This is a genomic window from Streptomyces sp. DSM 15324, assembly GCF_001514285.1.
GTDB lineage: Bacteria > Actinomycetota > Actinomycetes > Streptomycetales > Streptomycetaceae > Streptomyces.
Genome location: NZ_KQ949029.1, coordinates 206483 through 229382 on the forward strand (window position 1 = coordinate 206483; position 22900 = coordinate 229382).

Here is a 22900-nt window from a genome sequence, read left to right on the forward strand (position 1 = left end):
AAGGGGAGCCCTCCAAGTGGTCTCACGGTAGACCGTCCGTGAGGGGAATCTCAATGCGGTGGCACGGGCGGGCTGTGCCGGGCGGCAGGGCGGCCGGCCCGCGCGCACGTGCCACCGCGCTCACGCCCGCCCCCGTCCGGCACCGGACGAAGATGCGGCCAATCCGTCGCCCGCGCTGCTCCGGATTACTCGGAGACCTGATCGCGGAGAGCGGGAGGAGAGGCGATGGAGCGGACGTCACGGGACGTTCCGGAGCGGACGGTGCGGTACGGACGGCGGACGGCGGTGGTGGGATCCGGGGTGGCGGGACTGACCGCCGCGTACGTTCTGGCCCGCGACGGTCACGTCACCCTGTACGAGGCCGACGAACGGCTCGGCGGACACGCGCACACGCATGAGCTGACGTCGGCCCACGACGGGCGGGTGCACCGTGTGGACTCCGGGTTCATCGTGCACAACCGCCGCACCTATCCGACCCTGCTGCGGCTGTTCGACGAACTCGGCGTGGCGACGCAGGAGTCGGAGATGAGCATGTCGGTGCGGTGCGAGGGATGCGGCCTGGAGTACGCCGGAGCCCGCGGCCCCGCGGGCCTCTTCGCGCTGCCCCGCAACCTGTTGCGCGTGCCCTATCTGCGCCTGCTGGCCGAGGTGCCCGCCTTTCACCGGGCGGCGAGGCGGCTGCTCGCCCAAGGGGGCCCGCCGAACCTCACCCTGGGGGCGTTCCTGGACCGCGAGGGCTTTTCGGCCTACTTCCGCTCCCACTTCATGACACCGGTGGTGTCCGCGGTCTGGTCCTGCGACGCCGCCACCGCCCAGCACTACCCGGCCGCCTACCTGTTCCGCTTCCTGGAGCACCACGGCATGCTCTCGGTGGGCGGCTCACCCGTGTGGCGCACGGTCACCGGCGGGTCCGGCGCGTACGTCGACCGGGTCGCCAAGCACATCGGCGAGGTCCGCACCTCCACCCCGGTGCGGGCGGTGCGCCGCCGTGCCGACGGCGCCGACGTGACGGCCGAGGACGGTTCCACCGAGTCGTACGACGCGGTGGTGATAGCCGTCCACCCGGACCAGGCGCTGCGGCTGCTCGCCGATCCCACCGAGCGGGAACGGCAGGTGCTCGGCGCGTTCCGGTACTCGCGCAACAGCACCCTCCTGCACACCGACACCCGGCTGCTCCCCCGCTCCCGCGCGGCCCGTTCCTCGTGGAACTATCTGATGCCGTCCTGCGCGGCCGGCGCCGACCGGGTGCGGGTCAGCTACGACATGAACCGGCTGCAACGCCTGGACTCCGCGGAGAACTTCGTGGTCACCCTGGGCGCGGACGACCGGGTCGACCCGGACCGGGTGCTGGCCCGCATGGTGTACGAACACCCGGTGTACACGCCCGAGTCGGTGGCCGCGCAACAGCGTCTGCCCGAACTCGACAGCGCCGTCTGCGCGTTCGCGGGGGCGTACCACGGCTGGGGGTTCCACGAGGACGGCTGCCGTTCCGGCGTCGCGGCCGCGGCCGCGCTGGGAGTGCGCTGGTGAACGCCGTACCCGCCCTCTACCCGTGCACGATCACGCATGTGCGGACCGCTCCCCGCCGGTACGTCCTGCGCCACCGCACCTACCTGTGGCTCATCGACCCCGACCGCCCGCCACGCCTGCCGCGCGCCCTGCGGCCCCTCGCCCGGTTCGACCCGCGTGACCACTTCACCGGCGACCAGCCCTCGGTCCGGGCCGGTCTGGACGCCTTCCTGGCCGCGCACGGCGTACAGCTGGACGGCGGGCGCGTGGAGATGCTCACGCACGCCCGGGTGCTCGGGTACGTCTTCAACCCGCTGACCCTGTACTGGTGCCACGGCCCCGACGGCGACCTGCGCTGTGTGGTCGCCGAGGTGCACAACACCTACGGCGGGCGCCACTGCTACCTGCTGCGTCCGGACGCCGACGGGACCGCGTCCACCGGCAAGGAGTTCTACGTCTCGCCCTTCTTCCCGGTCGACGGCCGCTACCGCATGCGGCTGCCCGTGCCGGGACAGCGCCTCGACCTCGCCGTGCACCTGGACCGCGCGGGCGGCCGGGCCCTGACCGCGACGGTGCGGGGTACCCGGCGGGAGGCGGGCGGCGCCGCCCTGCTGCGGCTGGCGCTGCGCCACCCCTGGTCCACCCTCGTCGTGTCGGCCGCGATCCGGACCCACGGCATACGCCTGTACCTGCGGGGGCTGCCCGTCCAGCCCCGCACCGACGCCCACCCCACCCCGGAGAACGTGACATGAGGACAGCAGAGCCCCTCACCGGCCCCCAGAACCGAGCCGCGGGCGTCGATCCGGTCCGCTGGCCGGACGTCGCCGTCGTACCGCCCGCCTCGCGTGCCCGTGCCGCCGTGACCGGGGCCGTGGTGCGCCGGGCCCTGCGCGGGCTGCCCCTGCGGGCCCGGTTCGCGGGTTCCGGCACCCTCGGCGCGGGCGGGCCGCTGCTGGAGGTCCACGACCCGCGTGCCTTCCACGCCCGGGTCGGCACCGGCGGACTGGTCGGCTTCGGCGAGTCCTACATGGCCGGGGAGTGGGACGCCCCCGACCTGGTCGCCCTGCTGACGGTGCTGGCGGGACACGTCGCCGATCTCGTCCCGGCGCCGTTGCAGCGGCTGCGCGGGCTGTGGGCGCCGCGGCACCCGCACGACGAGCGCAACACGCCGGACGGCTCACGCTCCAACATCAGCCGGCACTACGACCTGTCCAACGACCTGTTCGCCCTCTTCCTCGACGACAGCCTCACCTACTCCTCGGCCGTCTACCGGGGCTTCCCCGCGAGCCGGGACCTGCTCACGGCGGCCCAGCACCGCAAGATCGACCGGCTGCTGGACCTGGCCGAGGTGGGCGAGGGCACCCGGATGCTGGAGATCGGCACCGGCTGGGGGGAGCTCGCCCTGCGGGCCGCCGCCCGCGGCGCACGGGTCACCTCGCTCACCCTCTCGCGCGAGCAGCAGGCGCTGGCCCGGGAGCGGGTGCGCGCGGCGGGCCTCGCGGACCGGGTCTCGATCGAGCTGTGCGACTACCGCGAGGCGGGCGGGGAGTACGACGCCGTCGTGAGCGTGGAGATGATCGAGGCGGTCGGCGCGGAGTTCTGGCCGGTGTACTTCCGCACCCTCGACGCGCGGCTGGCCCCCGGCGGCCGGGCGGCGCTCCAGGCGATCACCATGCCGCACGAGCGGATGCTCGCCGCCCGCGACACCTTCACCTGGATCCACAAGTACGTCTTCCCCGGCGGCCTCATTCCCTCCACGCGGGCGATCGAGGAGACCGTCCGCGACCACACCCGGCTGCGGCCGGCGCGCCGGGACGCCTTCGGCGCCCACTACGCCGAGACCCTGCGTCTGTGGCGGGAGGGCTTCACCGCGCGCGCCGAGGACGTCGAAAGGCTCGGCTTCGACGAGACCTTCCGCCGTCTGTGGACCTTCTACCTCGCCTATTCCGAGGCCGGTTTCCGGGCCGGCTACCTCGACGTCCAGCAGTACCTGTTCACCAAGGAGGGCACCGCCCGATGACCAGCCTCCAGCCCGTCACCCGGACCGGCGCCGCCCACCGCCTGGCCGCCCTCGCCGAGGAGGCGCTCGGCGGCCCGCCGCCCCTACGGCTGCGGGCCTGGGACGGCAGCGAGACGGGCCCCGCCGGGGCGCCCGTGGTCGTGCTGCGGTCCCGCCGCGCTCTGCGCCGGCTGCTGTGGCAGCCCGGCGAACTCGGTCTGGCACAGGCGTACGTCACCGGTGAACTCGACGTCGAGGGCGATCTCGGCGAGGGACTCAGGGCCGTCTGGGCAGCCGCCCGGGAGCGCCGGCTGCGCCCGCCCCGGCTCACCCCCGCCGAGCGGGCCAGGGCGCTCACCACCGCCGTACGGCTCGGCGTCGTGGGCCCTCCGCCGCCCGCCCCCGTCTCCCAGGCCCGGCTGCGCGGCGGGCTGCACAGCCGGGCCCGCGACCGGGCCGCCATCAGCCACCACTACGACCTGTCCAACGCGTTCTACGGCCTGCTCCTCGACGAGACCATGGCCTACTCCTGCGGCTACTGGGCGGGCGAGGGCCCCGGATTCACGTCCGCGGACGCGCAGCGGGCCAAGCTGGAGCTGATCTGCCGCAAGGTCGCCCTGGCGCCGGGCGCCCGGCTGCTGGACATCGGCTGCGGCTGGGGTGCCCTCACCCTGCACGCCGCCGAGCGGCACGGAGCCCGGGTGACCGCCGTCACGCTGGCCCGGGAGCAGGCGGCGTACGTCCGGGAACAGGTGGCCGCACGCGGCCTGGCCGACCGGGTGGAGGTGGTGTGCCAGGACTACCGGGACATCCGGGGCGGCGGTTTCGACGCCGTCACCACGATCGAGATGGGCGAGCACGTCGGCGACGCCGAGTACCCGGCGTTCGCGGCCGCCCTGCACCGGCTGCTGCGCCCCGGCGGCAGGGTGCTGGTGCAGCAGATGTCGCGTGGGCGCGGTGCCCCCGGCGGCGGGCCCTTCATCGAGGCGTACATCGCGCCCGACATGCACATGCGGCCGCTCGGCGAGACGGTGGGCCTGCTGGAGGCGGCCGGCCTGGAGGTGCGGCACTGCGAGTCCCTGCGCGAGCACTACGTCCGCACCGTCACCGCCTGGCACCGCACCCTGGAGGAGCGCTGGGGGTCGTTCACCGCTCTGGTGGGCGAGGAGACCGCGCGGGTGTGGCGGCTCTACCTGGTGGGCGGGGCGCTGGCCTTCGAGGAGGGGCGCATGGGCGTCGACCAGATCCTGGGCGTACGGCCCGTCGCGGGCGGCGGCAGCGGCATGCCGGCGGTCGCGCGTCACTGGTACGAGGGGCTGGAGAGGCCGTGAGCGGTTTCCCGTGGGGCGCGTTCGCGCTCAACCTCGCCTGGGCGGCCGCCGCGGCCCTGGCCGTCATGCTGGTCACCTTCGCCGTGGCGGTGCGCGCGGGAGTACACCGGATCGTGGACGTCGCCTGGGGTATCGGCTTCACTGCGGTCGCGGCCGTCACGTTCGCGGCCTCCGCCGGGCACGGGGACCTCGGCCGGCGGGTCCTCGTCACCGTCCTGACCGCGGTGTGGGGGCTGCGGCTCGCCGCGCACATCGCCCGCCGTGGCCGCGGCCACGGCGAGGACCCGCGCTACGAGGCGATGCTGGCCAAGGCCCCCGGCAACCGGAACGCGTACGCGCTGCGGATGGTGTACCTGCTCCAGGCAGCGCTGGTGTGGCTGGTGTCGCTGCCCGTGCAGGCGGCGCAGTACGTGCCGGACACGCCGTCTCCCGTGGTCTGGGCCGGTGGCGCGCTGTGGGCGGTGGGCCTCGGCTTCGAGGCGGTCGGGGACGCCCAGCTGGCCCGGTTCAAGGCCGATCCCGCCAACCGGGGCCGGATCATGGACCGGGGCCTGTGGTCGTGGACCCGGCATCCCAACTACTTCGGGGACTTCTGTGTGTGGTGGGGACTGTTCCTGCTCACCTGCGACTCCCCGGCGGCGGCCGCCGTGTCCGTCGTGTCGCCGGTGGTGATGAGTCTGCTGCTGATCCGGGGCAGCGGGAAGCGGCTCCTGGAGCGGCACATGGCCGACCGGCCGGGTTTCGCCGCCTACGCGGCCCGCACCAGCGGCTTCTTCCCGCGCCCGCCGAGGCGGGAGCCGTCCTGCGCGCGGAGCGAACCATGACGCGGAGGCCGGACGGACAGGGGCCGCACGGGCCGGGGCCGGCCGCCCCGTCGGTCTCGGCGCTGGTCCTGCGCGGGTCCCCGCCGCGCCCGCGGGCAGCCGTGCTGGTGCTGCACGGCGGGCAGGCGGACAGTGAGCGGCCCAGCCGGCGTGGGCAGCTCGCCGCCCTGCGCATGGAACCGATCGTGCGGGCGGTGACCGCCGCGCTGCCCCACCGGGACGTCCTGGTGGGGCAGGTCCGCTACCGCGTCCGCGGCTGGAACGGCACCCGGGCGGATCCGGTGCGGGACGCGCGGCGCGCGCTGGAGGATCTCGCCCGTCTCGCAGGCCCCGTCCCGACGGTTCTGCTGGGCCACTCCATGGGCGCCCGGGCCGCCCTGCGCGCCGCGGATCACCCGCAGGTCCGCGCTGTGCTCGCCCTCGCTCCGTGGTGGCCCGCGGGCGAGCCGGTCGAGCAGGTCGCGGGGCGGCGGATCGTCGCCCTGCACGGGGCGCGGGACCGCATCACCTCCCCCGCCGCGACGGCCGACTGCGTGCACCGCGCGCAGCGCACGGCGGCACGCGCCGGGATGGCCCTCGTGGCCGGCGGCGACCACGCGTTGCTGCGCCGCCACCGCTTCTGGCACCTCACCACCACGGCCGTCGTGGCCCATCTGCTCGACCCCGACGGGGTGCCGGACCCCCTGCCCGAGGAGTGCTACGGCACGGGTGCCTTCCCGGAGCTCTGACCGCGCCGCCCCCGCGGGGGCGGCGCCGCTCAGGCGGGCAGTGTCATCAGGGCGACCGGGCCGGTGGTCGGGGCACGCGAGCCGCCCTCGGGTTCGACCGTGATGCCCATCCCCGAGGCACCGTCCACGGCGCCGCGCAGCAGGACGACCTGGTCGTTGCGGCCGGGGTCCATCAGCCCTGCCGGCCGCATGCGTCCAAAGTCGTCGAACCAGAGCTGGTAGACCCGGCCGCCGGGCGGGCGGGTCATCCCCGACACGACGAACACGGCCCGGTCCAGTTCGCGGGAGACGACGACGGCACCGGTGGCGCCGCCGCCGAGTCGCGCGGCCCGGGTCCGGGCGTCCGGTGCGGCGAGTACGGCGGCGATCTCGTCCGCCGTGCCGGCCGCGCGGCGGGCCCGTTCGCCGGCGTCCTCGGCCCGCTGGTGCTCCCACACCGCGGTCCCGCCGAGCGCGGCGGTGGCGGCGAGGCAGGCGGCGAGCACCCAGCGGGACAGCAGCCGGGCCCGGCGGCCGGCGTGGACGGGGAGGGCCCCGTCCGTCGTCCCGGGCACCTCCTGGCGGACGGTGGTGATCCGGCGCAGGACGTGCTCGCGCAGGGCCGGGGAGGGCGTGGTGGCCGCGGCGAGGCCGAGGCGCGCCGCGGTCGCGCGCAGTTCGGCGGCCTCCTCCCGGCACGGTTCGCACCGGGAGAGGTGGCGTTCGAAGGTGACGTTCTCGTCGTCGGGCAGCGCGTGCAGGGCGTGGGCGCCCGTCAGCCGGTGCAGGTCGAGGGTGCTCACGCGGTCACTCCCAGGCAGTCGCGCAGCCGGATGAGCCCGTCGCGCAGGCGGGTCTTGACGGTCCCCAACGGCAGGTGCAGCGCCTCCGCCACCTCGCGGTAGGTCAACCCGCGGTAGTACGCCAGTGTGAGGGCCTGGCGCTGGACCTCGGTCAGGGTGCGCAGGCAGCGCCGCACCTGTTCGCGCTCCAGCCGCGCCTCGACGTGCTCGGCCACCTCGTCGTACTCGGGCACCCGGTCCAGCAGCGCGGCCCGGTGGTCGCGGGCGGCCGCCGCGTCCACCGACCGCACCCGGTCGACCGCGCGGCGGTGGGCGAGGGTGAGGATCCAGTTGATCGCCGTACCGCGGTCGGGGCGGTAGCGGGGAGCGGTCCGCCACACCTCGACCAGGACCTCCTGGGCCACCTCCTCGGACTGGGCGTGATCGCGCAGCACGGCGCGGACGACTCCCAGCACCGACCCCGCCACGGCGTCGTAGACGCCGGCGAACGCCTCTTCGTCCCCCAGCGCCACCTGCCCGAGCAGGCCTTGCAGGTCGGGTTCCGTCGAGGGGTTTCTTCCGATGTGTACTGCTTCCTTCACCGAGGGCCTCCACCGTCGGGACATGTCCGGGCGTAATCCGTTCCGGTCGGGACCCCGGTTCGGTTGCGGCGGATGCGTCACTGCCGCTGTGCGGTGCGGGAGCGCGTCGGTGTCCACGGCGGCCATGCCGCTCCCCTGGGCGGAGGCGGGCGGCCGGTGGCGCGCGACGGTCTTACGGTCGCCGCGTGGCCGGCATACCGGGCGGCGTTGGCCGGCAGGGGGCTGACGATCCGTTCGAGGAGGGTGGCGGTGACGGCCGCCGGCAGTTCGGCGTGCCCGGCGTCGAGCCTCGCCGGCACCGGGTGGGGTGCGTCGAGGCCGTCGGTCGGGCGGTGCGGCACGGGCACGACGTGCGTGATGCCGGGGACCGTCGGCGGGTGGTGCGCGTGGTCACGGGCGTCGAGAGGGCTACGGTGGCAGTCATCGGACGGGGCCCTTCGCCGAGGCCGGCCGGACGGTGCCCGCGGCCCGCCGGGCTCCGGCGCGACAACCCGACCGACTACAATTATGTAGACGGTCTACGACACTGTGGACGATCGAGGCGCGAGGAGGGTTCCCATGCCCGAGGCGAAGGACGAACGCCGGCCGGCGGGTGAGCTGGAGGCCGCCGTGCTGGCCGCCCTGTGGGCCGCGGGCACACCGCTCACCCCCGCCCAGGTACAGACCCACCTCGCCTCCGACCTCGCCCGCACGACCGTGACCACGATCCTGTCCCGGCTGCACGAGAAGGGGACACTGGAGCGGGAGCGGCAGGGCCGTGGCTTCGCCTACCGCCCCATAGAGGACCCGCACGGCCTGACCGCCCTGCGCATGCACGGTGAACTCGACCGCGACAGCGACCGGGCGACCGTGCTGGCCCGCTTCGTCGACCGGCTCAGCCCGGACGACGAGCAGGTGCTGCGCCACCTGCTGGAGGAGGGGCCGTGATGATCGCGCTGCTCCTGATCCCGCTGCTCGTGCCGTGGGCGGCCCCCGCGCTGGCCCGCCGGGTCCTCGACCGCTGCCCTCCGGTCGCCGCCCTGTGGACCCTCACCTTCTCGGCGCTCCTCCTCGCGGGCGGCAGCGTCGCCGCGCTGGGCACGCTCGCGCTGACCGGCCTGCTGAGGATCCCGGCCCTCGCCGCGCTGGGTGAGCTGGTCCACCCGCTGCGCACCCCCTCCGAGCGGCTGGTCCTGCCGATCGCCGCGCTCGCGGCCGGCCTCCTCGTCCTGGCCGCCCTCACACTCGGGCTGTCCCTCGTACGGCAGGCGGCGGGGCTGCGCACCGCCCGCGCCCAGGCCGCCCGCCGCCCGGCCGCGGGCGACCTGTGCGTCGTCGACTCCCCCCGCCCGGACGCCTACGCCCTGCCCGGCCGCCCGCACCGCATCGTCGTCACCACCGCCATGCTGCGCAGCCTCGACCCGCCCGAGCGCGAGGCGCTCTTCGCGCATGAGCGCGCCCACAACAGCGGCGGCCACCACTACTTCCTGGCCACGGCCGAACTCGCCGCGCACTGCCACCCGGCCCTGCGTCCGGTCCGGGAGGCCATCCGGCTCGCCGCCGAGCGGGCGGCCGACGAAGCCGCGGCCACCGCCGTCGGCGACAGGCACCTGACCGCGCGCGCCATCGCCCGGGCGGCGCTGGCGACGACCGGGCGGGACACCGTACGCCCGACGGTCACCCCCGCGGCGACGACGGGCCCGGTCCCCCGGCGCGTGGCCGCACTCCTGGCGCCCGCCCGGCACGCGCGCGCCGTGCCGCTCATCGCCGCGCTCCTCGCGACGTGCGCCGTGCTGTCCTGCGCCACGGCGGCGACCGGCGCGTTCCGCGTCCACGAGGACATCGAGATCGCCCAGGGCGAGACGACGGGGTGAGCCACCGGCGCGTCGGTGGTGCGGGCGGGACGCGACAGGGTGCCCAGCACGGCAGGGCGCACCCTCAACCGATCACCCGGAAGACCGGGAGGCGCTCTGCCGGCGGATCGCCGAGATCAGTCCGCCGGGCCGTTCCTCGGGCCGCGGTGGCGTGCTGACGGGGCGGTCGTAGGCGGCAGCGCGCTCGCGCACGGTGTGGCTCTCGGCCTCCCAGCCGTGCCCGGCCAGCCAGCCCACCGGGTCGTCGGGCATCTCCGAGACCCACAGGGACGCCGCCGATCCCGGTACGGCGTCCGCACCGAAGCGCTCGATCACGCCGCGCGAGCCCCAGGTCAGCCCCATCCGACTGCCCTGCGCGGACTGCGCGCCGATCCGGGCCAGCAGCAGGTCCACCGCGTCCTCGGGCAGATAGATCAGCAGTCCTTCGGCGATCCACACGGTCGGCACCGCCGGATCGTGCCCGGCGGCGGCCAGCGCGCCCGGCCAGTCCTCCCGCAGGTCCACCGCGACGGTGATCCGCTCACAGCGGGCGACGGCCCCCTCCTGGCGCAGCACCGAAGCCTTGAAGTCCAGCGGCGCGGCGGTGTCGACCTCGAACAGCCGGGTGCCCTCGGGCCAGTCCATCCGGAAGGCCCGGCTGTCCATGCCGGCACCGAGCAGCACGACCTGCCGGACCCCGGACGCGGAAGCCTGCCGCAACAGGTCGTCGAGGAATCTCGTCCTGATGACGATGGAGAACGCCACGCCCTGCCGGCGGCGTCGCGCGGCCTCGTCACCGGGCAGCGGCCCCGGGGAGGGCCCGAGACCGCCGGCAGCGGCGAAGGCCCGGGCCAGCGGGTCGCGGAACAGGGGGTTCTCCCGCGCGGTCTCCACCGCCCGCACCCTGGCCACCCCCACCGCGGTGGCCCACACTCCCGACGGCTGCACCCGCTCCGGCTCCTCAGTCACCGCGCCAGCCTAATGAGCCAGGGTGACGTGGCGAGCGCATCGCGGTGCGGATCGCGCGCAGAGGCATCGAGTCCGGCGAGCGCTGGGGCCGCCGCAGGTGGGTGCCCGAGCGCACGATGTCGTGGCTGTCGGGCTACCGCAGACTGAGCCCTCGCTGCTGTTCGGTCGCGCGCAGGGACAGAGCCTGGTGGTAGCGGCGCAGGAGGAGCAGGGCGGTGGCGGCGAGGCCGGTGAGCAGGCCGAGCCAGACGCCTTCCGTCTCCAGGCCGGTGAGGCTTCCGAGGAGCCAGGCGACGGGCAGGCCGATCAGCCAGTAGCCGACCAGGGTGATGCGGAAGCCGCTCTTGGTGTCGTCCAGGCCGCGCAGCAGGCCGACGCCGATGTTCTGGGCGCAGTCGAAGAATTGCAGGACGGCGGCGATCAGCAGCAGGTGGGTGGCGATGTCGGTCGCGCTGTGGCCGTCGGCGGACGACGGGTCGAGGAACGGGCGCAGCACCAGGCCGGGGGCGGTGAGGTAGACGACGCCGACCACGGCCATCACGGCCGCCGCGCACGCCAGCGCCGTGTTCTTGATGCGCCGGGCGGCATCGGTCCGGTCCAGGGCGAGTTCGCGGCTGACGTTGAGGGACGCGGCGTGGGACAGGCCGACGGCGATCTGGAAGACGATGTAGATCAGCTGATTGACGGCGGTGTGCGCGGCCAGCGCGGCGCTGCCGAAGGTGCCGATCAGCAGGGCGACGACGGAGAAGAAGCCCGCTTCGGAGCCGTAGGTGGCGGCGATGGGCACGCCCAGGCCGGTCAGCCGGCGCAGGGTGGCCGGGCGGGCCTTCCAGATCCGGACGTCCAGCAGCGGGGCGAGCCGGGGGTCGCGGCGGGCGGAGGCGTACAGGGCGATGCAGGTGAGCAGGTAGACCAGCGAGGTGGAGATGCCGATGCCGGGCAGGCCCCACTGGGGGAACACCCAGGTTCCGTGTATGAGAGCCCAGTTGAGGCCCGCGTTGACGGCGACGGAGGCGATGGTGATCCGCAGCAGGGCCTGCGGGCGGCGCATGCCGACGGTGAACTGGCGGATCGCCTGGAACCACAGGCAGGGGATCAGGCCGGGGGCCAGGGCCAGCAGCACCGGCCAGGCGGTGTCCACGACCTCGGGGTCCTGGCCCAGGTAGGCCACCGCACGGCCGATCAGCAGGATGACGAGGGCACCGACGATGCCGGCCAGGGTCGCCAGCGCCAGCGCGGCACGGACCACGTCCCGGACCCCCTCCTGCGCCTCCTCGGTGAGACCCTCGTCCTCGTCGGCGCGAGCGGAGGCGGCTGACACCTGGTTGCCGACCGCGGTGACCAGGCCGACGCCCATGGTGCGCAGCTGGTTGAAGATGACCAGCGCCAGGCCGCCGCCGGCCAGTGCCTCGGCGCCCATCAGGCCCATCATCACCGTGTCGGTGGTGGTGAGGGCCACCTGGGCGAGCTGGGTCAGGGCGAGGGGGACGGCCAGGGTCGCCAGGGCGCGGCTGTCACGGAGCAGGGTGCTGAGCGGTGTCGGCATCGGTGTCAGTTCTCACGGAGTTCGGTCAGCAGCTCGTCGATGTCGCGCTCGACGGCCGGGTCGATGAGATTGCGGGCGTTCATCCAGTCGTCGTTGAAGACGGTGTCCATGTACTTCTCGCCTCCGTCGTTGACCAGCGCGACCATAGTCGTGCCCGGCTCGAGGGAGGACATCCGGGTCAGCGCCTCGTACACGACACCGCCCGCGGAGCCGCCGATGAGAAGGCCGATCCGGCGGGCCAGCACGCGTGCGGTGGCGAACGCCTCGACGTCGCCGACCTTGACGCCCTCGTCCAGCAGGCCGTAGTCGACCATGGCACCGATGGTGGCGCCCTCGGGGGTGCCCGTGCCGGACTGGTAGTAGTCGTGGGCGGGCGGCCCGAAGGCGATCGACCCCTTCGGCTCGACCCCGACGATCCGCACCCCGGGCACGGTCCTGCGCAGCTCGCCGCCGGTTCCGAAGAGTCCTCCGCCGGTGCCGACGGCGCCCATGAGGATGTCGATACGGCCGTCCAGCGCGGCGTCGAGTTCATGGGCCACCGGCCGGTAACCATCCCCGTTGGCCATGTTGTTGTGCTGCTCGGTGAAGTAGGCGTTGTCGCTCTCGGCCGCGAGTTTCGCGGCGAACTCCTCGCGGGCGGCCGTGGCCAGCTCCTCGTCGCCCTCGTCGGCGACATAGACGAGTTCGGCACCGAGGGCCTTCATGCCGCGCAGCTTGTCGGCGGCGGCGTGATGGTCGACGACCGCGGTGAAGGTGTAGCCGCGCTCGGCCGCGATCACGGCGAGGCCGAGGCCGGTGTTGCCGGAGGTGGACTCGACGATCCGGCCGCCGGGGCGCAGCAGTCCGCGGTCCTCGGCGTCGAGGACCATCTGCCGGGCCATACGGATCTTCGCGGTGCCGGTCGGGTTGAACTGTTCGAGTTTGAGCAGGAGTCGGCTGCCGGTGTCGGTGCGGCACACCTCGAAGAGCGGGGTGTGGCCTATGAGATCGGAGACACGGCTGACCACGGCGGGACGCGAGAGCGCCTTGTCCATCGGATGGCTCCAGTTTTCGGGGAGAGAGTCAGGCGAGTGGATGGCGGTCGAACCGCCAGCGGGTCGTGCCGCCGGCGGTGTCGAGGACGACCTTCGGGGGGAGCGGAAGCTCGTGGAAGGGGGACTCGTTGGAATCCATCTGGTAGCCGGCGGTGTTGGGGTAGACGAGCAGGTCCCCTGCGGCCGGGCGGGTGGGGAACCGCACCTTGCGCCAGGTGACCATGTCGGACTCCAGGCAGGTGGCACCGCCGACGCAGGCGGCGTACGGCTCACCTTGCGGCTCGTGGGCGGGCAGCAGGACCGGATCCGGCAGGTACTCGCTGTTGAACCACTGCTCGGACAGGCTCAGACTGCTGCCGTTCACGGTGACGACGCCGTACCCGGGCCGGTCCTTGACGCCCTGCACGCGGAACACCGTGCAGCCGGCCCGGTCGAGGAGCGCCCGGCCGGGTTCGAGGAGCAGCATCACGCCCGCCTCGCGCAGTCGCCCGGCCAGGGCGTTGGTGGTGAGGATCGCGCGCAGGGCGTCGGGGCCTGCCACCGGTGAGTGGTACGGGTAGAAGTCGGACGCGGTGAAGGACTTGCCGGCATGGTAGTGGTCGGGCCGCTGCTCTTCGAGGAAGTGTTCCCAGTGTTCCGCGGCGGTGTAGTCGACGGCGAAGCCGCCGCCGATGCTGATCCGGTCCGCGCGCAGCCCGAGGGCCCGTGCCTTGAGGCAGAGGTCGACCAGCTCGCCCGCCAGCTCGGCGCGCGCCTGTGTGTCGTAGCCGGACAGGTGGAAGGAGAAGCCCTCCATCACGACGGCTTCGCCGGCCTCGGCGCACCGGGAGAGGGCGCAGGCCAGCTCCTTCTCGTCGAGCCCGAAGCGGCTGTGCGGCTGGGCCGGTGGCAGTCGCCGCAACAGCACGCGCGCCGCACGTGCGGCGGTCTGCGCCTGTGCGATGACGCGCTCCAGTTCGTCGAGCGCGTCGACGGCGATGAGGCAGTCCTGCAGGACGGCGACCCGCAGGAGACTCTCGGCTTTGGCGGGCCCGGTGATGACGACGTTCTCGCCGCGCACGCCGTGTCCGAGCGCGTCACGCAGCTCACCGGCGCTGGCCACGTCCACGCCCGTACCGGAGAGGGCGCACTGTTCGATCCATACGGCGGCCTTGTTCGCCTTCTTCGCGTAGTACACGCGCCCCTCGACACCGAACTCGTCGAGCACCGCTGGGAAAGCGGCGGCGTTGGCGTCGAACCGGTCGGGCAGCAGCAGGTGGAACGGGCCTCCGATCGCGTACGACAGCTCGTGCGGAAGCGGGCCGGTCAGGATCGCGTCGAGCTGCGGGTCCGGGTGGGCCGGCAGGGGCGGGGCCGCCGTCGTCTCGCTCACCGCCACAGCGACACCCGTGTTCCCAGGTCCTGCTCGATGGCCAGCTGCGCGAAGCGGTGCCCGAGTGCGATGTCGGTGACGACCAGGCCGCTGTTGTAGGCGAAGATCCGCTCGTCCGGCCGCTGCCGGCCACGCGCGCGTCCCGCCACGACCTCGGGGAACTCGGCGTCCACGGCGGGGAAGGCGCCGTCCGCGTCGGCCATGTCCGTGCCGGTGACCTTCATCTGCGCCTCGCTGGTCGCTATGACCCGGTCCGCCCGCTGGAGCGTGGAGGGCGCGATGCCGTGGCCCACCAGGATGGACAGGGAGCCCGGCTTCAGGTCGTCGCACTCCACTGCGGCGGGGGTGTGCTGGCCCGCGGTGGCGACCACGACGTCGGCGTCCGCGGCGGCGACCCGTACGTCGTCGACGACCTCCACCTCCCGGTCCGGGAAGTAGTGGTGCAGCCGTTCGCGGACGGCGGCGAGTCCGTCGGGGTGGGTGCCGTAGACCATGAGCCGGTCCAGGTCCGGCAGCGTGGTGAGCAGGAACGGCAGCGCGAGGCGGCCTTGGGTGCCGGTGCCGATGACGAGGGCGCTGCGGCTGCCGGGCGGCGCGCACTCGCGGGCGAGCAGCGCGGAGACGGCGGGGGTGCGCAGGGAGCCTATGCGGCCGCAGTCCATCATCGCGACGGGCAGGCCGGTGATGTCGTCGTAGACGGTGAGGGTCGTGTAGTAGTGCTGCTGGTCACGGGACGTGTCGAGACCGTGCTTGTACGACGTCTTGATCGCGACGACCTCACGGACACCGTCACGGCCGAGCATGGCGTACGAGACGGAGTGGCCGTCCTCGGGCTTGACGGTGAGCTTGCGCGGGTTGGCGGACTTGCCGTCGGCGAGCGCGCGGTACGCCTGCTCGACCACGTCGACGACGTCGGTCAGGGAGATGTCGATGCCGGCGAGGTCGCTGGTGCTCAGGATGCGCAGGCTCTTGTCGTCCGCGGAGGTGTCGGCCGGGGTGGTGTCCGTGCGTGCGGAGGTGCCGGTCACGGCTGTTCCCTTCATGCCAGGGGATTCGGACCAGAGAGTTCGGAGCTGGGGGCGTTGGCGGGAGATCAGACGAGGGCCACGGTCGCGGACTGCCCGTAGCCGTGCTCGTCCGCCTCGGCGAACGGGCGGCTGCGGCGGCCGGGGACACGTACCGAGGCGCGCTTGAGCCAGCGGTCGGTGCCGTCGTAGCGGGCCTTGAACGGCACCCGGCCGTGCACGACTTGGTCGTTGTCGACGACGAGGACGTCGCCGGGCTCCAGGGCGACGGCGACCGAGACGCGTTCCAGTTCGGCGGTCAGCCGGTCGTAGGCGGCGCGGTAGTCGGCGGGCGCCTCGTCGAGCGGGGTGTAAGCGGGGTCGTAGCGCAGGGTCGGGCCGGCCTCGGTCTGCCACAGGACGGGGACCTTCGGCGGCTCGCCCGCGAAGCCCTGTGCCTCGGCGTAGGCGTCGTCGGGAAGGATCGGCAGCACCGGGCGGGACAGCCGCGCCACATCCTCGTCGGAGAGGCGGACCTTGCGGATGCTGGCGGCGGTGGTGGCGACGGCGTCGTGGTTGCGCATGCAGGCGAGCAGCAGCAGGTGGGCGCGGCCGGGGTGGAAGGCGTCCTCGGTGTGCGGGCTGAGCAGCACTGCGCTGCTCGCGCCGGTCTGCTCCTGTTCGTGGCCCGGCGCGGGCACGATGTTGTGCACGAAGCGGCCCTCCTGCTGTCCGTCCCAGGCGATCGGGTGGCCCATGGCGGCGGCGAGCAGCAGCAGGATCACGTCCCAGGCGGCGGCGCGGTCACCGGCGGTGGCCCAACTGCTGGGCGTGGGCCCGATTCCGCCGTCGTCGACGGCCAGGCCGCGCAGGACGTACAGGCCGTCGTCGGTGTCGACCGGGCGACACGCCTGGCGCATCGTTTCCCCAAGGCGGGTGGCGGAGGTCGCGACCCGACGGAGCAGTTCCGGCCGGGCGGCCGAACTGCCTAAGTCGGCGAGGATCTTGTGGGCGGTTTCGGTCAGCTCGTCTATGTCGTGCGGGGCGAGCTGTCGTACGGGTGCGGCTCCCGTGGGCATGGCGCAGACATCCCTTTCGGGCGTGGGTGCGGGGTGGGGGGCGGTGGGGCTTGGAGGGGTCCGACCTGTGGATGTGCTGTGGGTCGGCTCGGTGATCGCTGCGAAACGTATCAGCCGCCCTTAGGTTAGGCAAGCCTTACCGATCACCCTGCCCTGGCGGTGAACTACCCGCCTCACGTGCGCCGTTGCGTGCTTCCATGCGCCGACTTGACGCCCCGCCAGAGATCGGTAAAGGCATCAGTGAGGCTTGCAGCCCAGGGTCTTCTTAGGGTAGGCACACCTAAGCAATGTGCCCTGTGTGAGTGGAACGAGGTCGTACGACGTGAATCTGAACAGACGCCAGGTGCTGTGGGCCGGCAGCGGAATAGGCGCGGCCGCGCTCCTGGCCGCCTGTGGCGGCGGTGACGAGACCTCGTCGAAGTCACCGGCCGAGGCGAGCGGGAAGCCCCGGCCGGGCGGCACCCTCCGGGTGGGTGCGCTGGGCCGCGCGTCGGCCATCACCCGTGACCCGCACGGCACCCAGGCCAACGAGAGCGACTACCTGATCATCTCGCTCGTCTACGACACCCTCACCGTTCCCGGCACCAAGCCGAACACGGTTCCCCGCCTCGCCGCGACCTGGCAGGCCTCGGACGACCTGAAGACCTGGCGCTTCACTCTCGCCAAGGGTGCGAAGTTCCACGACGGCACGCCCGTCACCGCCGAGGACGTCGTGTGGTCGCTGAAGCGGCTGCGCAACACCCCCTCGGGCGCCTCCCGTCTGCCCGGCATCAAGCCGGAGAACATCAGGGCCGAGGGCGAGAACACCGTCGTCCTGGTGTCCGACTACGCCAACGCGGAACTGCCGCAGCTCACGCGCCTGACGACCTTCGTGCTGAAGAAGGACACCGCCGACAAGGACCTCGCCAAGGCGCCCGGCACCGGCCCCTTCAAGCTGGACTGGTTCCGCTCCGGCAACGCCCGCCTGGTCCGCAACGACGACTGGTACGGCGGCGACGTGTACCTCGACGCCGTAGAGGTCAAGATCTTCGAAAGCCCGCAGGCGATGGCCAACGCGCTGCTCGCCGGGCAGATCGACGTGGCCTCCAACGTCGGCGCGGTCGCGGCCCGTACGGCCGAGAAGCGCGACGACATCCAGATCGTGCGCCGCCCCAACGACATGGCGATGCCGATCGTCATGCGCACCGCCGGCGGACCCTTCGCGGACGCGAAGGTGCGCGAGGCGCTGCGCCTGGCCGTGGACCGCGAGGCCATGGTCAAGCAGGTGCTGTCCGGGTACGGCACCGTCGCCAACGACGTCCTCGGCACGGGCGACCCCGCCTACGCCAAGGACATCCCGCAGCGGGGGCGCGACCTGGCCAAGGCCAGGCAACTGCTGAAGGAAGCCGGCTTCGACACGTCGAAGACCTACGAACTGGTCACCACCGAGGACATCGCGGGCCTCGCCGAGTCCGCCACCCTGTTCGCCTCCCAGGTCCGCGAGGCCGGGGTCAGGGTCGAGGTGGTCAAGCAGGAGTCGGCCACGTTCTGGGACAAGACCTGGCTCAAGGGCGACCTGTACACCACGTACTGGGGCACCAACGACTCGGTGGTGTTCTTCGCCAGCAAGACCATGGTGTCCGACTCCGGCCAGAACGAGGCGGGCTGGAAGAACACGGAGTTCGACGCCGCGTACAAGAAGGCGATGGCGACCAAGGACGCGACGGACCGCGCCAAGGTCCTGCACGATCTCCAGCAGATCGAGTACGACGAGTCCGGTTATCTGCTGTGGGGCATGGCCGACGGCATCGACCTCGCCGGCTCGGCCGTGCGCAACCTGCCGAACCTGCCCGGCTATGGGCGCGTCCAGCTTGAGACGGCATGGCTGGCTCGCTGATCCAGGCGGTGCGACGCCGGCCGGTCAGGGGCGCTGAGCCCCGGCCGGCCCCGGCCGTCACACGGCTTGTGCTGCGCGTGGCCGGGGTGTTCGCGCGCCGGGCCGTACTGCTGACTGTCCTGCTCGCGTTCGTCTTCACGGCCGTGGAACTGCTGCCGGGTGACGCGGCCACCGCCACATCAGAGCGCGGGGAAAGCGCGGCAGACCTCGCCGAACGGCGTCATCTGCTGGGCCTGGACCGGCCGGTCCTGGAACGCTTCCGGGAGTGGATGACCGGCCTGCCCACCGGTGACCTCGGAACCTCCGCACGCGGGGAATCGGTCGCGGACCTGCTCGCCCACCCGTTCCCCAACACCCTGCTGCTCGGCGGGCTCGCGCTGCTGGTCACCCTCCTCGCCTCCGTCGCGCTCGGCTGCTGGGCTGCGGTCCGGCCCGGCGGAGAGGCCGACCGGGCCGTGTCCGCGAGCGCCACCGGTGTGCTCGCGCTGCCCGAGTTCGTCATCGCGGTCGCCCTCGTCCTCGTCTTCGCCCTGTGGACCGACTGGCTGCCCGCCGTCACCCTCACCGACGCCGACGGCTCCCCCGCCTCCTGGCGGATGCTCGTCCTGCCCGTCCTCGCCCTGGCCATCCCGCAGCTCGGCTGGAACACCCGCATCGTGCGGGCCGCACTCGCCGACGAGGCCAAGGCCCCTCACATCGACACCGCCGTCCTCGACGGACTCCCCCGCCACCGGATCCTCACCCACCACCTGCTGCCCGGCGCACTGCCCACCATCACGGCCGGCATCGCCACCTCCACCGGCATGCTGCTGGGCGGCGCGGTCGTCGTGGAGACCATCTTCAACTACCCCGGCATCGGCTCCGTCCTCGCCGGAGCCGTCGCCGACCGCGACAGCCCGCTCATCGCCGGGGTCGTCGCCGTCACCGGAGCCGTCATCACCGGCGTACTGCTGCTCGCCGACCTCGTCCGCGCCTGGGCCTCGGGAGACCGCACATGACCGCGACCACCACCGCCGCGAAGACGACCCGGCCCGTGCGCCGTGCCCGGCTCCGGGTCGTCCTCCGGGTGCTCCCGGCCCTGCTGCTCGCCGCCCTCGCCCTGACCGGGCCCTGGCTCGCGCCGCACGCCGTCGACACCCCGGTCACCGCGCCGTACGCGCAACCCGGCGGCGACGCCCCGCTCGGCGGCGACCAGCTGGGCCGCGACATCCTCAGCCGCGTACTCGCCGGAGGCCGCGAACTCGTCATCACGTCCCTCCTCGTCGCCGTCCTGGTCACCGCGGTGGCCGCCGCGCTCGGGGCGGTCAGCGCACTGCGCCCGGCCGTCGGACGGATCGTCGAACGCGCCGCCGACGTGCTGATGCTGCTTCCCGCTGTGCTCGGCATCCTGCTGGTCACCCTGTCGTGGCCGGACGGCGGACGCCTCGCCGTCGTCACCGCGTCCGTCGTCCTCGGCGTCCCCTACGCGGTGCGCCTGGTGGCCGGGGCCGCCGCGCCCGTGGCGGCCTCCGGATACGTGGAGGCGGCGGCCGTCGGCGGGGAGCGGCTGGGGTACCTCGTGGTCCGGGAGGTGCTGCCCAACCTGCGGGCCACCCTGCTGGCCCTGTTCGGGCTGCGCTTCGTCGCCGCCGTCTACCTCGTCGCCACCGCCGGGTTCCTTCAGGTCGGGCCGCAACCACCGGCCGCCGACTGGGCGTTGATGATTCGCGAGAACTCCGCCGGCATCGTCCTCAACCCCTGGGCCGTTCTCGTCCCCAGCCTCGCCATCGGCCTGCTCGCCATGAGCGTGAACCTCGCGGCCGCCGCCCTCGTCCCCGCAACCGGCCGGAAGGCGGTCACCGCACTGTGAACCACATGCCCCACTGGTACTCCGACAGTCAAGCGGCCGACGGGGAGAGCACCGTAAGGGTCCGCGACCTGACCGTCACCGCCCCGGACGACCGCCTCCTGCTCGACCGGGCCGACCTCGAACTGGCCCCCGGCCGCATCACCGCCGTCGTCGGCCCCTCCGGCTGCGGCAAGACCACCCTGCTGCGAGCCGTGACGGGCACCCTTCCCCCGGGCGCCGAACGCACCACGGGCACCGTCACCGTCCTCGGCCAGGACCCCCTGGCCCTCCCGGCACGCGCCTTGCGCACCCTGCGCCGGCACCGCCTCGCCTACGTCGGCCAGGATCCCGGCTCCGCCCTCAACCCGCGCATGAAGGTGCGCCGGCTCCTCGCCGAAGTCGCCGTCGACAAGAGCCCCGAGGCGATCCGCGCCCAGCTCGCCGAGGTCCGGCTGCCCACCGACGACGGCCTGCCCGACCGCCGCATCGGCAGCCTGTCGGGCGGCCAGCAGCGCCGGGTCGCCCTCGCCCGCGCCCTGGCCCGCCGCCCCGCCGTCCTCCTCCTCGACGAACCCACGGCCGGACTCGACCCGGCCCTGCGCGACGAGATCGCCGACCTCCTGCGCCACCTCGCGGAAAGCCACCGCATAGCGATCGGCCTGTCCTGCCACGACCCCGACCTGGTCACCCGGCTCGCCGACGACGTCATGGACCTGACCGGCCCACGCCTGCCGGAACCCGCACGCACCGCACCCGCCCCGCGCGAGCAGGCGCCGCACGAGGGCCCGCACACGCTCACCGCGTCCGGCCTGCACGCCGCCCACCTCCACCGCGGCCGCCGCGTCCCCGTGCTGCACGGCATCGACCTCACCCTCCCCGCCGGAAGCAGCCTCGGCATCGTGGGCGCCTCCGGCTCCGGCAAGACCACCCTGCTGCGCACCCTGGTCGGCCTGCACCGTGCCACCGCCGGCTCCGTCAGCCTCGACGGCACCCACCTCGCCCCCACCGCACACCGCCGCTCCCGCGACCAGCGCCGCCGCCTCCAACTCGTACCGCAGAACCCCCTCGGCACTCTCAACCCCAGCCGCACCGTCGAGGCCACCCTGCGCCGCCCGCTCCTGCTGCACCGCCGGGCCGGGCGTGCCCAGGTCCCCGACCGCGTCCTGGAACTCCTGAGCCAGGTCGGCCTGCCCGCCGCCTTCGCCGACCGCTACCCGCACGAACTCTCCGGCGGACAGCGCCAACGCGTCGCGATAGCCCGTGCCCTGGCGGCCGACCCCGACGTACTGATCTGCGACGAGGTCACCTCGGCCCTCGACGCCGGCACCACCGACGCCATCATGGACCTGCTGACGGACCTCCGCGCCCGGCGCGGCCTGTCCCTCGTCCTGGTCAGCCACGACCTGCGCCTCGTCGCCGACCACACCGACACCCTGCTCGTGGTGTCCGAGGGACATGCCATCGAATCGGGACCCACCGCACAGCTGCTCACCTCACCGTCCCACCCCGTGACCGCAGCACTGGCCACGGGAACCCCGCTCGGCGGCTGACCATGCGTGTGAATCGCGGTGGATGTCGGGCGTGGGTCATGAGGCAACGACTGCTCCTCTATCGTCCCGAGACTCCGGACCAGGCTTCGACGTCGCACTGTCTGTCGGCGTTGTTCCCGGCCGACAGGACCGTGCCATCGGTACGCAGGTCGAGGGTGTGCGTCGCACCGGCCGCCACGGCGACGATGTCGCGCCAATCGCCGACGTGGCACTGTCCGTGGCTGTTGTCTCCCACTGCGAGGACCCGGCCGGACGCCGTGACCCCGACGGTGTGGTAGCTGCCCGCGTCGAGTGCCACGACGTCTTCCCACGCGTCGACCGCGCACGCCCCGGTCGCCCGCTCTCCGGTGGCCACTGCCCGCCCGTCGGCTCTGAGGCCGACGGTATGGAGGTACCCGGCCGAAATGGCGGCCAGGTCACTCCACGCCTCTACGGCACACTGGCCCCGTCGGTTGTTCCCCGCGGCCAGGGCGGAACCGTCCGACCGGACGCCGACCGAGTGCCAGTCGCCGCAGGCGAGGACGACCATCTCGCGCCAGGACCGCACCGCGCACTGTCCTTCCGCACTTCGGCCGACTGCCAGCACGCGGCCATGGGCGAGTAGTCCGAGCGTGCGGCGCCAGCCCGCGGCCACGGCCGTGACGCCGCGCCACCCGGCGACATCGCATTGCCCGTCGCCGTTCCACCCCGTGGCCAGCACGGTGCCGTCCGACCGGAGTCCCACCGTATGAGACCTGCCGGTGTTCGTCGCGACATGGACGTTGCCGGCTGCCACCGCGACGACGTCTTCCCATGGCTCGACACGGCATTCAGCGGCTGCGGAATTGCCCACGGCGACAACGGTTCCGTCGTGACGCCGTCCGACCGAATGCCGCCTTCCGGCCGCCAGGGCCGACGAGTTGGCGAGCATGGCGCCTCCTTGTGCTCGGCGCGGGTCCGCGACAACTGGATGCCACCTTACGTTGGCCCGGAACCGGTGAGTGGCGTGGCGGATCTCCCAGCGGATGTGTTGGTCATCCGTCCGGGCGAGACGATCCGGGCGAGACGACCTCTTCC

Annotated in this window: 22 protein-coding genes and 1 pseudogene; 13 read left to right on the forward strand and 10 right to left on the reverse strand. The window is 73.4% G+C overall.

Annotation, left to right across the window (positions count from 1 at the left end; all coding sequences use genetic code 11):
- Positions 1-225 precede the first annotated feature (225 nt).
- From AQJ58_RS22955 to AQJ58_RS22980, 6 genes are read left to right on the forward strand one after another with little or no spacing between them, the layout of a single operon-like run.
- On the forward strand, positions 226-1530 hold the full coding sequence (locus AQJ58_RS22955) for an NAD(P)/FAD-dependent oxidoreductase (protein WP_067252927.1): 1305 nt from the start codon (positions 226-228) through the stop codon (positions 1528-1530).
- Positions 1527-2261, forward strand: a complete 735-nt coding sequence (locus AQJ58_RS22960) for a DUF1365 domain-containing protein (protein WP_199844655.1) — start codon at positions 1527-1529, stop codon at positions 2259-2261. The genes AQJ58_RS22955 and AQJ58_RS22960 overlap by 4 nt, the downstream gene beginning before the upstream one ends.
- A complete protein-coding gene (locus tag AQJ58_RS22965) occupies positions 2258-3529 on the forward strand; it encodes a class I SAM-dependent methyltransferase (protein ID WP_067252929.1) in 1272 nt (423 codons plus the stop codon). The genes AQJ58_RS22960 and AQJ58_RS22965 overlap by 4 nt, the downstream gene beginning before the upstream one ends.
- On the forward strand, positions 3526-4839 hold the full coding sequence (locus tag AQJ58_RS22970) for an SAM-dependent methyltransferase (protein WP_067252931.1): 1314 nt from the start codon (positions 3526-3528) through the stop codon (positions 4837-4839). The genes AQJ58_RS22965 and AQJ58_RS22970 overlap by 4 nt, the downstream gene beginning before the upstream one ends.
- On the forward strand, positions 4836-5663 hold the full coding sequence (locus AQJ58_RS22975) for a DUF1295 domain-containing protein (RefSeq protein WP_067252933.1): 828 nt from the start codon (positions 4836-4838) through the stop codon (positions 5661-5663). The genes AQJ58_RS22970 and AQJ58_RS22975 overlap by 4 nt, the downstream gene beginning before the upstream one ends.
- On the forward strand, positions 5660-6391 hold the full coding sequence (locus AQJ58_RS22980; RefSeq protein ID WP_107122120.1) for an alpha/beta hydrolase: 732 nt from the start codon (positions 5660-5662) through the stop codon (positions 6389-6391). The genes AQJ58_RS22975 and AQJ58_RS22980 overlap by 4 nt, the downstream gene beginning before the upstream one ends.
- 29 nt (positions 6392-6420) lie before the next feature.
- Here the strand turns inward: AQJ58_RS22980 and AQJ58_RS22985 are convergent, their stop codons facing one another.
- The 3 genes from AQJ58_RS22985 to AQJ58_RS22995 form a co-directional block, all read right to left on the reverse strand.
- Positions 6421-7173, reverse strand: coding sequence for an anti-sigma factor (locus AQJ58_RS22985; protein ID WP_067252934.1), 753 nt, complete (start codon positions 7171-7173; stop codon positions 6421-6423).
- Positions 7170-7754, reverse strand: a complete 585-nt coding sequence (locus AQJ58_RS22990; protein WP_067252936.1) for a sigma-70 family RNA polymerase sigma factor — start codon at positions 7752-7754, stop codon at positions 7170-7172. Before AQJ58_RS22990 ends, AQJ58_RS22985 begins: the two co-directional genes overlap by 4 nt.
- A 77-nt stretch (positions 7755-7831) precedes the next feature.
- Positions 7832-8101, reverse strand: a complete 270-nt coding sequence (locus AQJ58_RS22995) for a hypothetical protein (protein ID WP_067252938.1) — start codon at positions 8099-8101, stop codon at positions 7832-7834.
- Between the two features lie 211 nt (positions 8102-8312).
- Here AQJ58_RS22995 and AQJ58_RS23000 point away from each other — a divergent pair, with 211 nt between their 5' ends.
- Both AQJ58_RS23000 and AQJ58_RS23005 read left to right on the forward strand, forming a co-directional pair.
- Entirely contained in the window at positions 8313-8681 is a 369-nt protein-coding gene (locus AQJ58_RS23000) for a BlaI/MecI/CopY family transcriptional regulator (protein ID WP_067252939.1), read from the forward strand.
- Complete coding sequence (locus AQJ58_RS23005) at positions 8681-9607, forward strand: M48 family metalloprotease (RefSeq protein ID WP_067252941.1); 927 nt, start codon at positions 8681-8683, stop codon at positions 9605-9607. The genes AQJ58_RS23000 and AQJ58_RS23005 overlap by 1 nt, the downstream gene beginning before the upstream one ends.
- Before the next feature lie 72 nt (positions 9608-9679).
- Here AQJ58_RS23005 and AQJ58_RS23010 read toward each other — a convergent pair whose 3' ends face one another.
- The gene (locus AQJ58_RS23010; RefSeq protein ID WP_067252943.1) at positions 9680-10519 is read right to left on the reverse strand and encodes a class I SAM-dependent methyltransferase; all 840 of its coding nucleotides are present in this window, start codon (positions 10517-10519) and stop codon (positions 9680-9682) included.
- 65 nt (positions 10520-10584) lie between these two features.
- Here AQJ58_RS23010 and AQJ58_RS44650 point away from each other — a divergent pair.
- Positions 10585-10710: pseudogene (locus tag AQJ58_RS44650) on the forward strand (IS5/IS1182 family transposase); the annotation flags it as partial.
- Here AQJ58_RS44650 and AQJ58_RS23015 read toward each other — a convergent pair.
- From AQJ58_RS23015 to AQJ58_RS23035, 5 genes are all read right to left on the reverse strand, one after another.
- Entirely contained in the window at positions 10689-12101 is a 1413-nt protein-coding gene (locus AQJ58_RS23015; protein ID WP_067252945.1) for an MATE family efflux transporter, read from the reverse strand. The pseudogene AQJ58_RS44650 and the gene AQJ58_RS23015 overlap by 22 nt on opposite strands.
- Positions 12102-12106: 5 nt before the next feature.
- On the reverse strand, positions 12107-13135 hold the full coding sequence (locus tag AQJ58_RS23020; protein ID WP_067252947.1) for a cysteine synthase family protein: 1029 nt from the start codon (positions 13133-13135) through the stop codon (positions 12107-12109).
- A 28-nt stretch (positions 13136-13163) separates the two neighbouring features.
- Positions 13164-14513 carry a Y4yA family PLP-dependent enzyme gene (locus AQJ58_RS23025; protein WP_067252949.1) on the reverse strand — a complete coding sequence of 450 codons (1350 nt, stop codon included), beginning with the start codon at positions 14511-14513 and terminating at the stop codon, positions 13164-13166.
- Entirely contained in the window at positions 14504-15535 is a 1032-nt protein-coding gene (locus AQJ58_RS23030; protein WP_067252951.1) for an ornithine cyclodeaminase, read from the reverse strand. The genes AQJ58_RS23025 and AQJ58_RS23030 overlap by 10 nt, the downstream gene beginning before the upstream one ends.
- A 65-nt stretch (positions 15536-15600) precedes the next feature.
- Positions 15601-16590 carry a TauD/TfdA family dioxygenase gene (locus AQJ58_RS23035; protein WP_067252953.1) on the reverse strand — a complete coding sequence of 330 codons (990 nt, stop codon included), beginning with the start codon at positions 16588-16590 and terminating at the stop codon, positions 15601-15603.
- Positions 16591-16912: 322 nt separating this feature from the next.
- Between AQJ58_RS23035 and AQJ58_RS23040 the strand changes: the two genes are divergently transcribed.
- The 4 genes from AQJ58_RS23040 to AQJ58_RS23055 are packed head-to-tail and all read left to right on the forward strand — an operon-like array spanning position 16913 to position 21844.
- Positions 16913-18466 carry an ABC transporter substrate-binding protein gene (locus AQJ58_RS23040; protein WP_067252955.1) on the forward strand — a complete coding sequence of 518 codons (1554 nt, stop codon included), beginning with the start codon at positions 16913-16915 and terminating at the stop codon, positions 18464-18466.
- A complete protein-coding gene (locus AQJ58_RS23045; RefSeq protein ID WP_067252957.1) occupies positions 18451-19464 on the forward strand; it encodes an ABC transporter permease in 1014 nt (337 codons plus the stop codon). The genes AQJ58_RS23040 and AQJ58_RS23045 overlap by 16 nt, the downstream gene beginning before the upstream one ends.
- The gene (locus tag AQJ58_RS23050; RefSeq protein ID WP_067252959.1) at positions 19461-20315 is read left to right on the forward strand and encodes an ABC transporter permease; all 855 of its coding nucleotides are present in this window, start codon (positions 19461-19463) and stop codon (positions 20313-20315) included. The genes AQJ58_RS23045 and AQJ58_RS23050 overlap by 4 nt, the downstream gene beginning before the upstream one ends.
- A complete protein-coding gene (locus AQJ58_RS23055; RefSeq protein WP_067252960.1) occupies positions 20312-21844 on the forward strand; it encodes an ABC transporter ATP-binding protein in 1533 nt (510 codons plus the stop codon). The genes AQJ58_RS23050 and AQJ58_RS23055 overlap by 4 nt, the downstream gene beginning before the upstream one ends.
- Before the next feature lie 58 nt (positions 21845-21902).
- Here AQJ58_RS23055 and AQJ58_RS23060 read toward each other — a convergent pair whose 3' ends face one another.
- A complete protein-coding gene (locus AQJ58_RS23060) occupies positions 21903-22754 on the reverse strand; it encodes an RCC1 domain-containing protein (protein ID WP_067252962.1) in 852 nt (283 codons plus the stop codon).
- Between the last annotated feature and the right edge of the window lie 146 nt (positions 22755-22900).

What these genes read in the sequence shown, in the direction of transcription:
- AQJ58_RS23060 (WP_067252962.1), bottom strand. Translation starts at nt 22,754, where the DNA reads ATGCTCGCCAACTCGTCGGCCCTGGCGGCCGGAAGGCGGCATTCGGTC.
- AQJ58_RS23035 (WP_067252953.1), bottom strand. Translation starts at nt 16,590, where the DNA reads ATGCCCACGGGAGCCGCACCCGTACGACAGCTCGCCCCGCACGACATA.
- AQJ58_RS23045 (WP_067252957.1), top strand. Translation starts at nt 18,451, where the DNA reads ATGGCTGGCTCGCTGATCCAGGCGGTGCGACGCCGGCCGGTCAGGGGC.
- AQJ58_RS22965 (WP_067252929.1), top strand. Translation starts at nt 2,258, where the DNA reads ATGAGGACAGCAGAGCCCCTCACCGGCCCCCAGAACCGAGCCGCGGGC.
- AQJ58_RS23000 (WP_067252939.1), top strand. Translation starts at nt 8,313, where the DNA reads ATGCCCGAGGCGAAGGACGAACGCCGGCCGGCGGGTGAGCTGGAGGCC.
- AQJ58_RS23005 (WP_067252941.1), top strand. Translation starts at nt 8,681, where the DNA reads ATGATCGCGCTGCTCCTGATCCCGCTGCTCGTGCCGTGGGCGGCCCCC.
- AQJ58_RS22980 (WP_107122120.1), top strand. Translation starts at nt 5,660, where the DNA reads ATGACGCGGAGGCCGGACGGACAGGGGCCGCACGGGCCGGGGCCGGCC.
- AQJ58_RS23020 (WP_067252947.1), bottom strand. Translation starts at nt 13,135, where the DNA reads ATGGACAAGGCGCTCTCGCGTCCCGCCGTGGTCAGCCGTGTCTCCGAT.
- AQJ58_RS22970 (WP_067252931.1), top strand. Translation starts at nt 3,526, where the DNA reads ATGACCAGCCTCCAGCCCGTCACCCGGACCGGCGCCGCCCACCGCCTG.
- AQJ58_RS22955 (WP_067252927.1), top strand. Translation starts at nt 226, where the DNA reads ATGGAGCGGACGTCACGGGACGTTCCGGAGCGGACGGTGCGGTACGGA.
- AQJ58_RS23050 (WP_067252959.1), top strand. Translation starts at nt 19,461, where the DNA reads ATGACCGCGACCACCACCGCCGCGAAGACGACCCGGCCCGTGCGCCGT.
- AQJ58_RS23015 (WP_067252945.1), bottom strand. Translation starts at nt 12,101, where the DNA reads ATGCCGACACCGCTCAGCACCCTGCTCCGTGACAGCCGCGCCCTGGCG.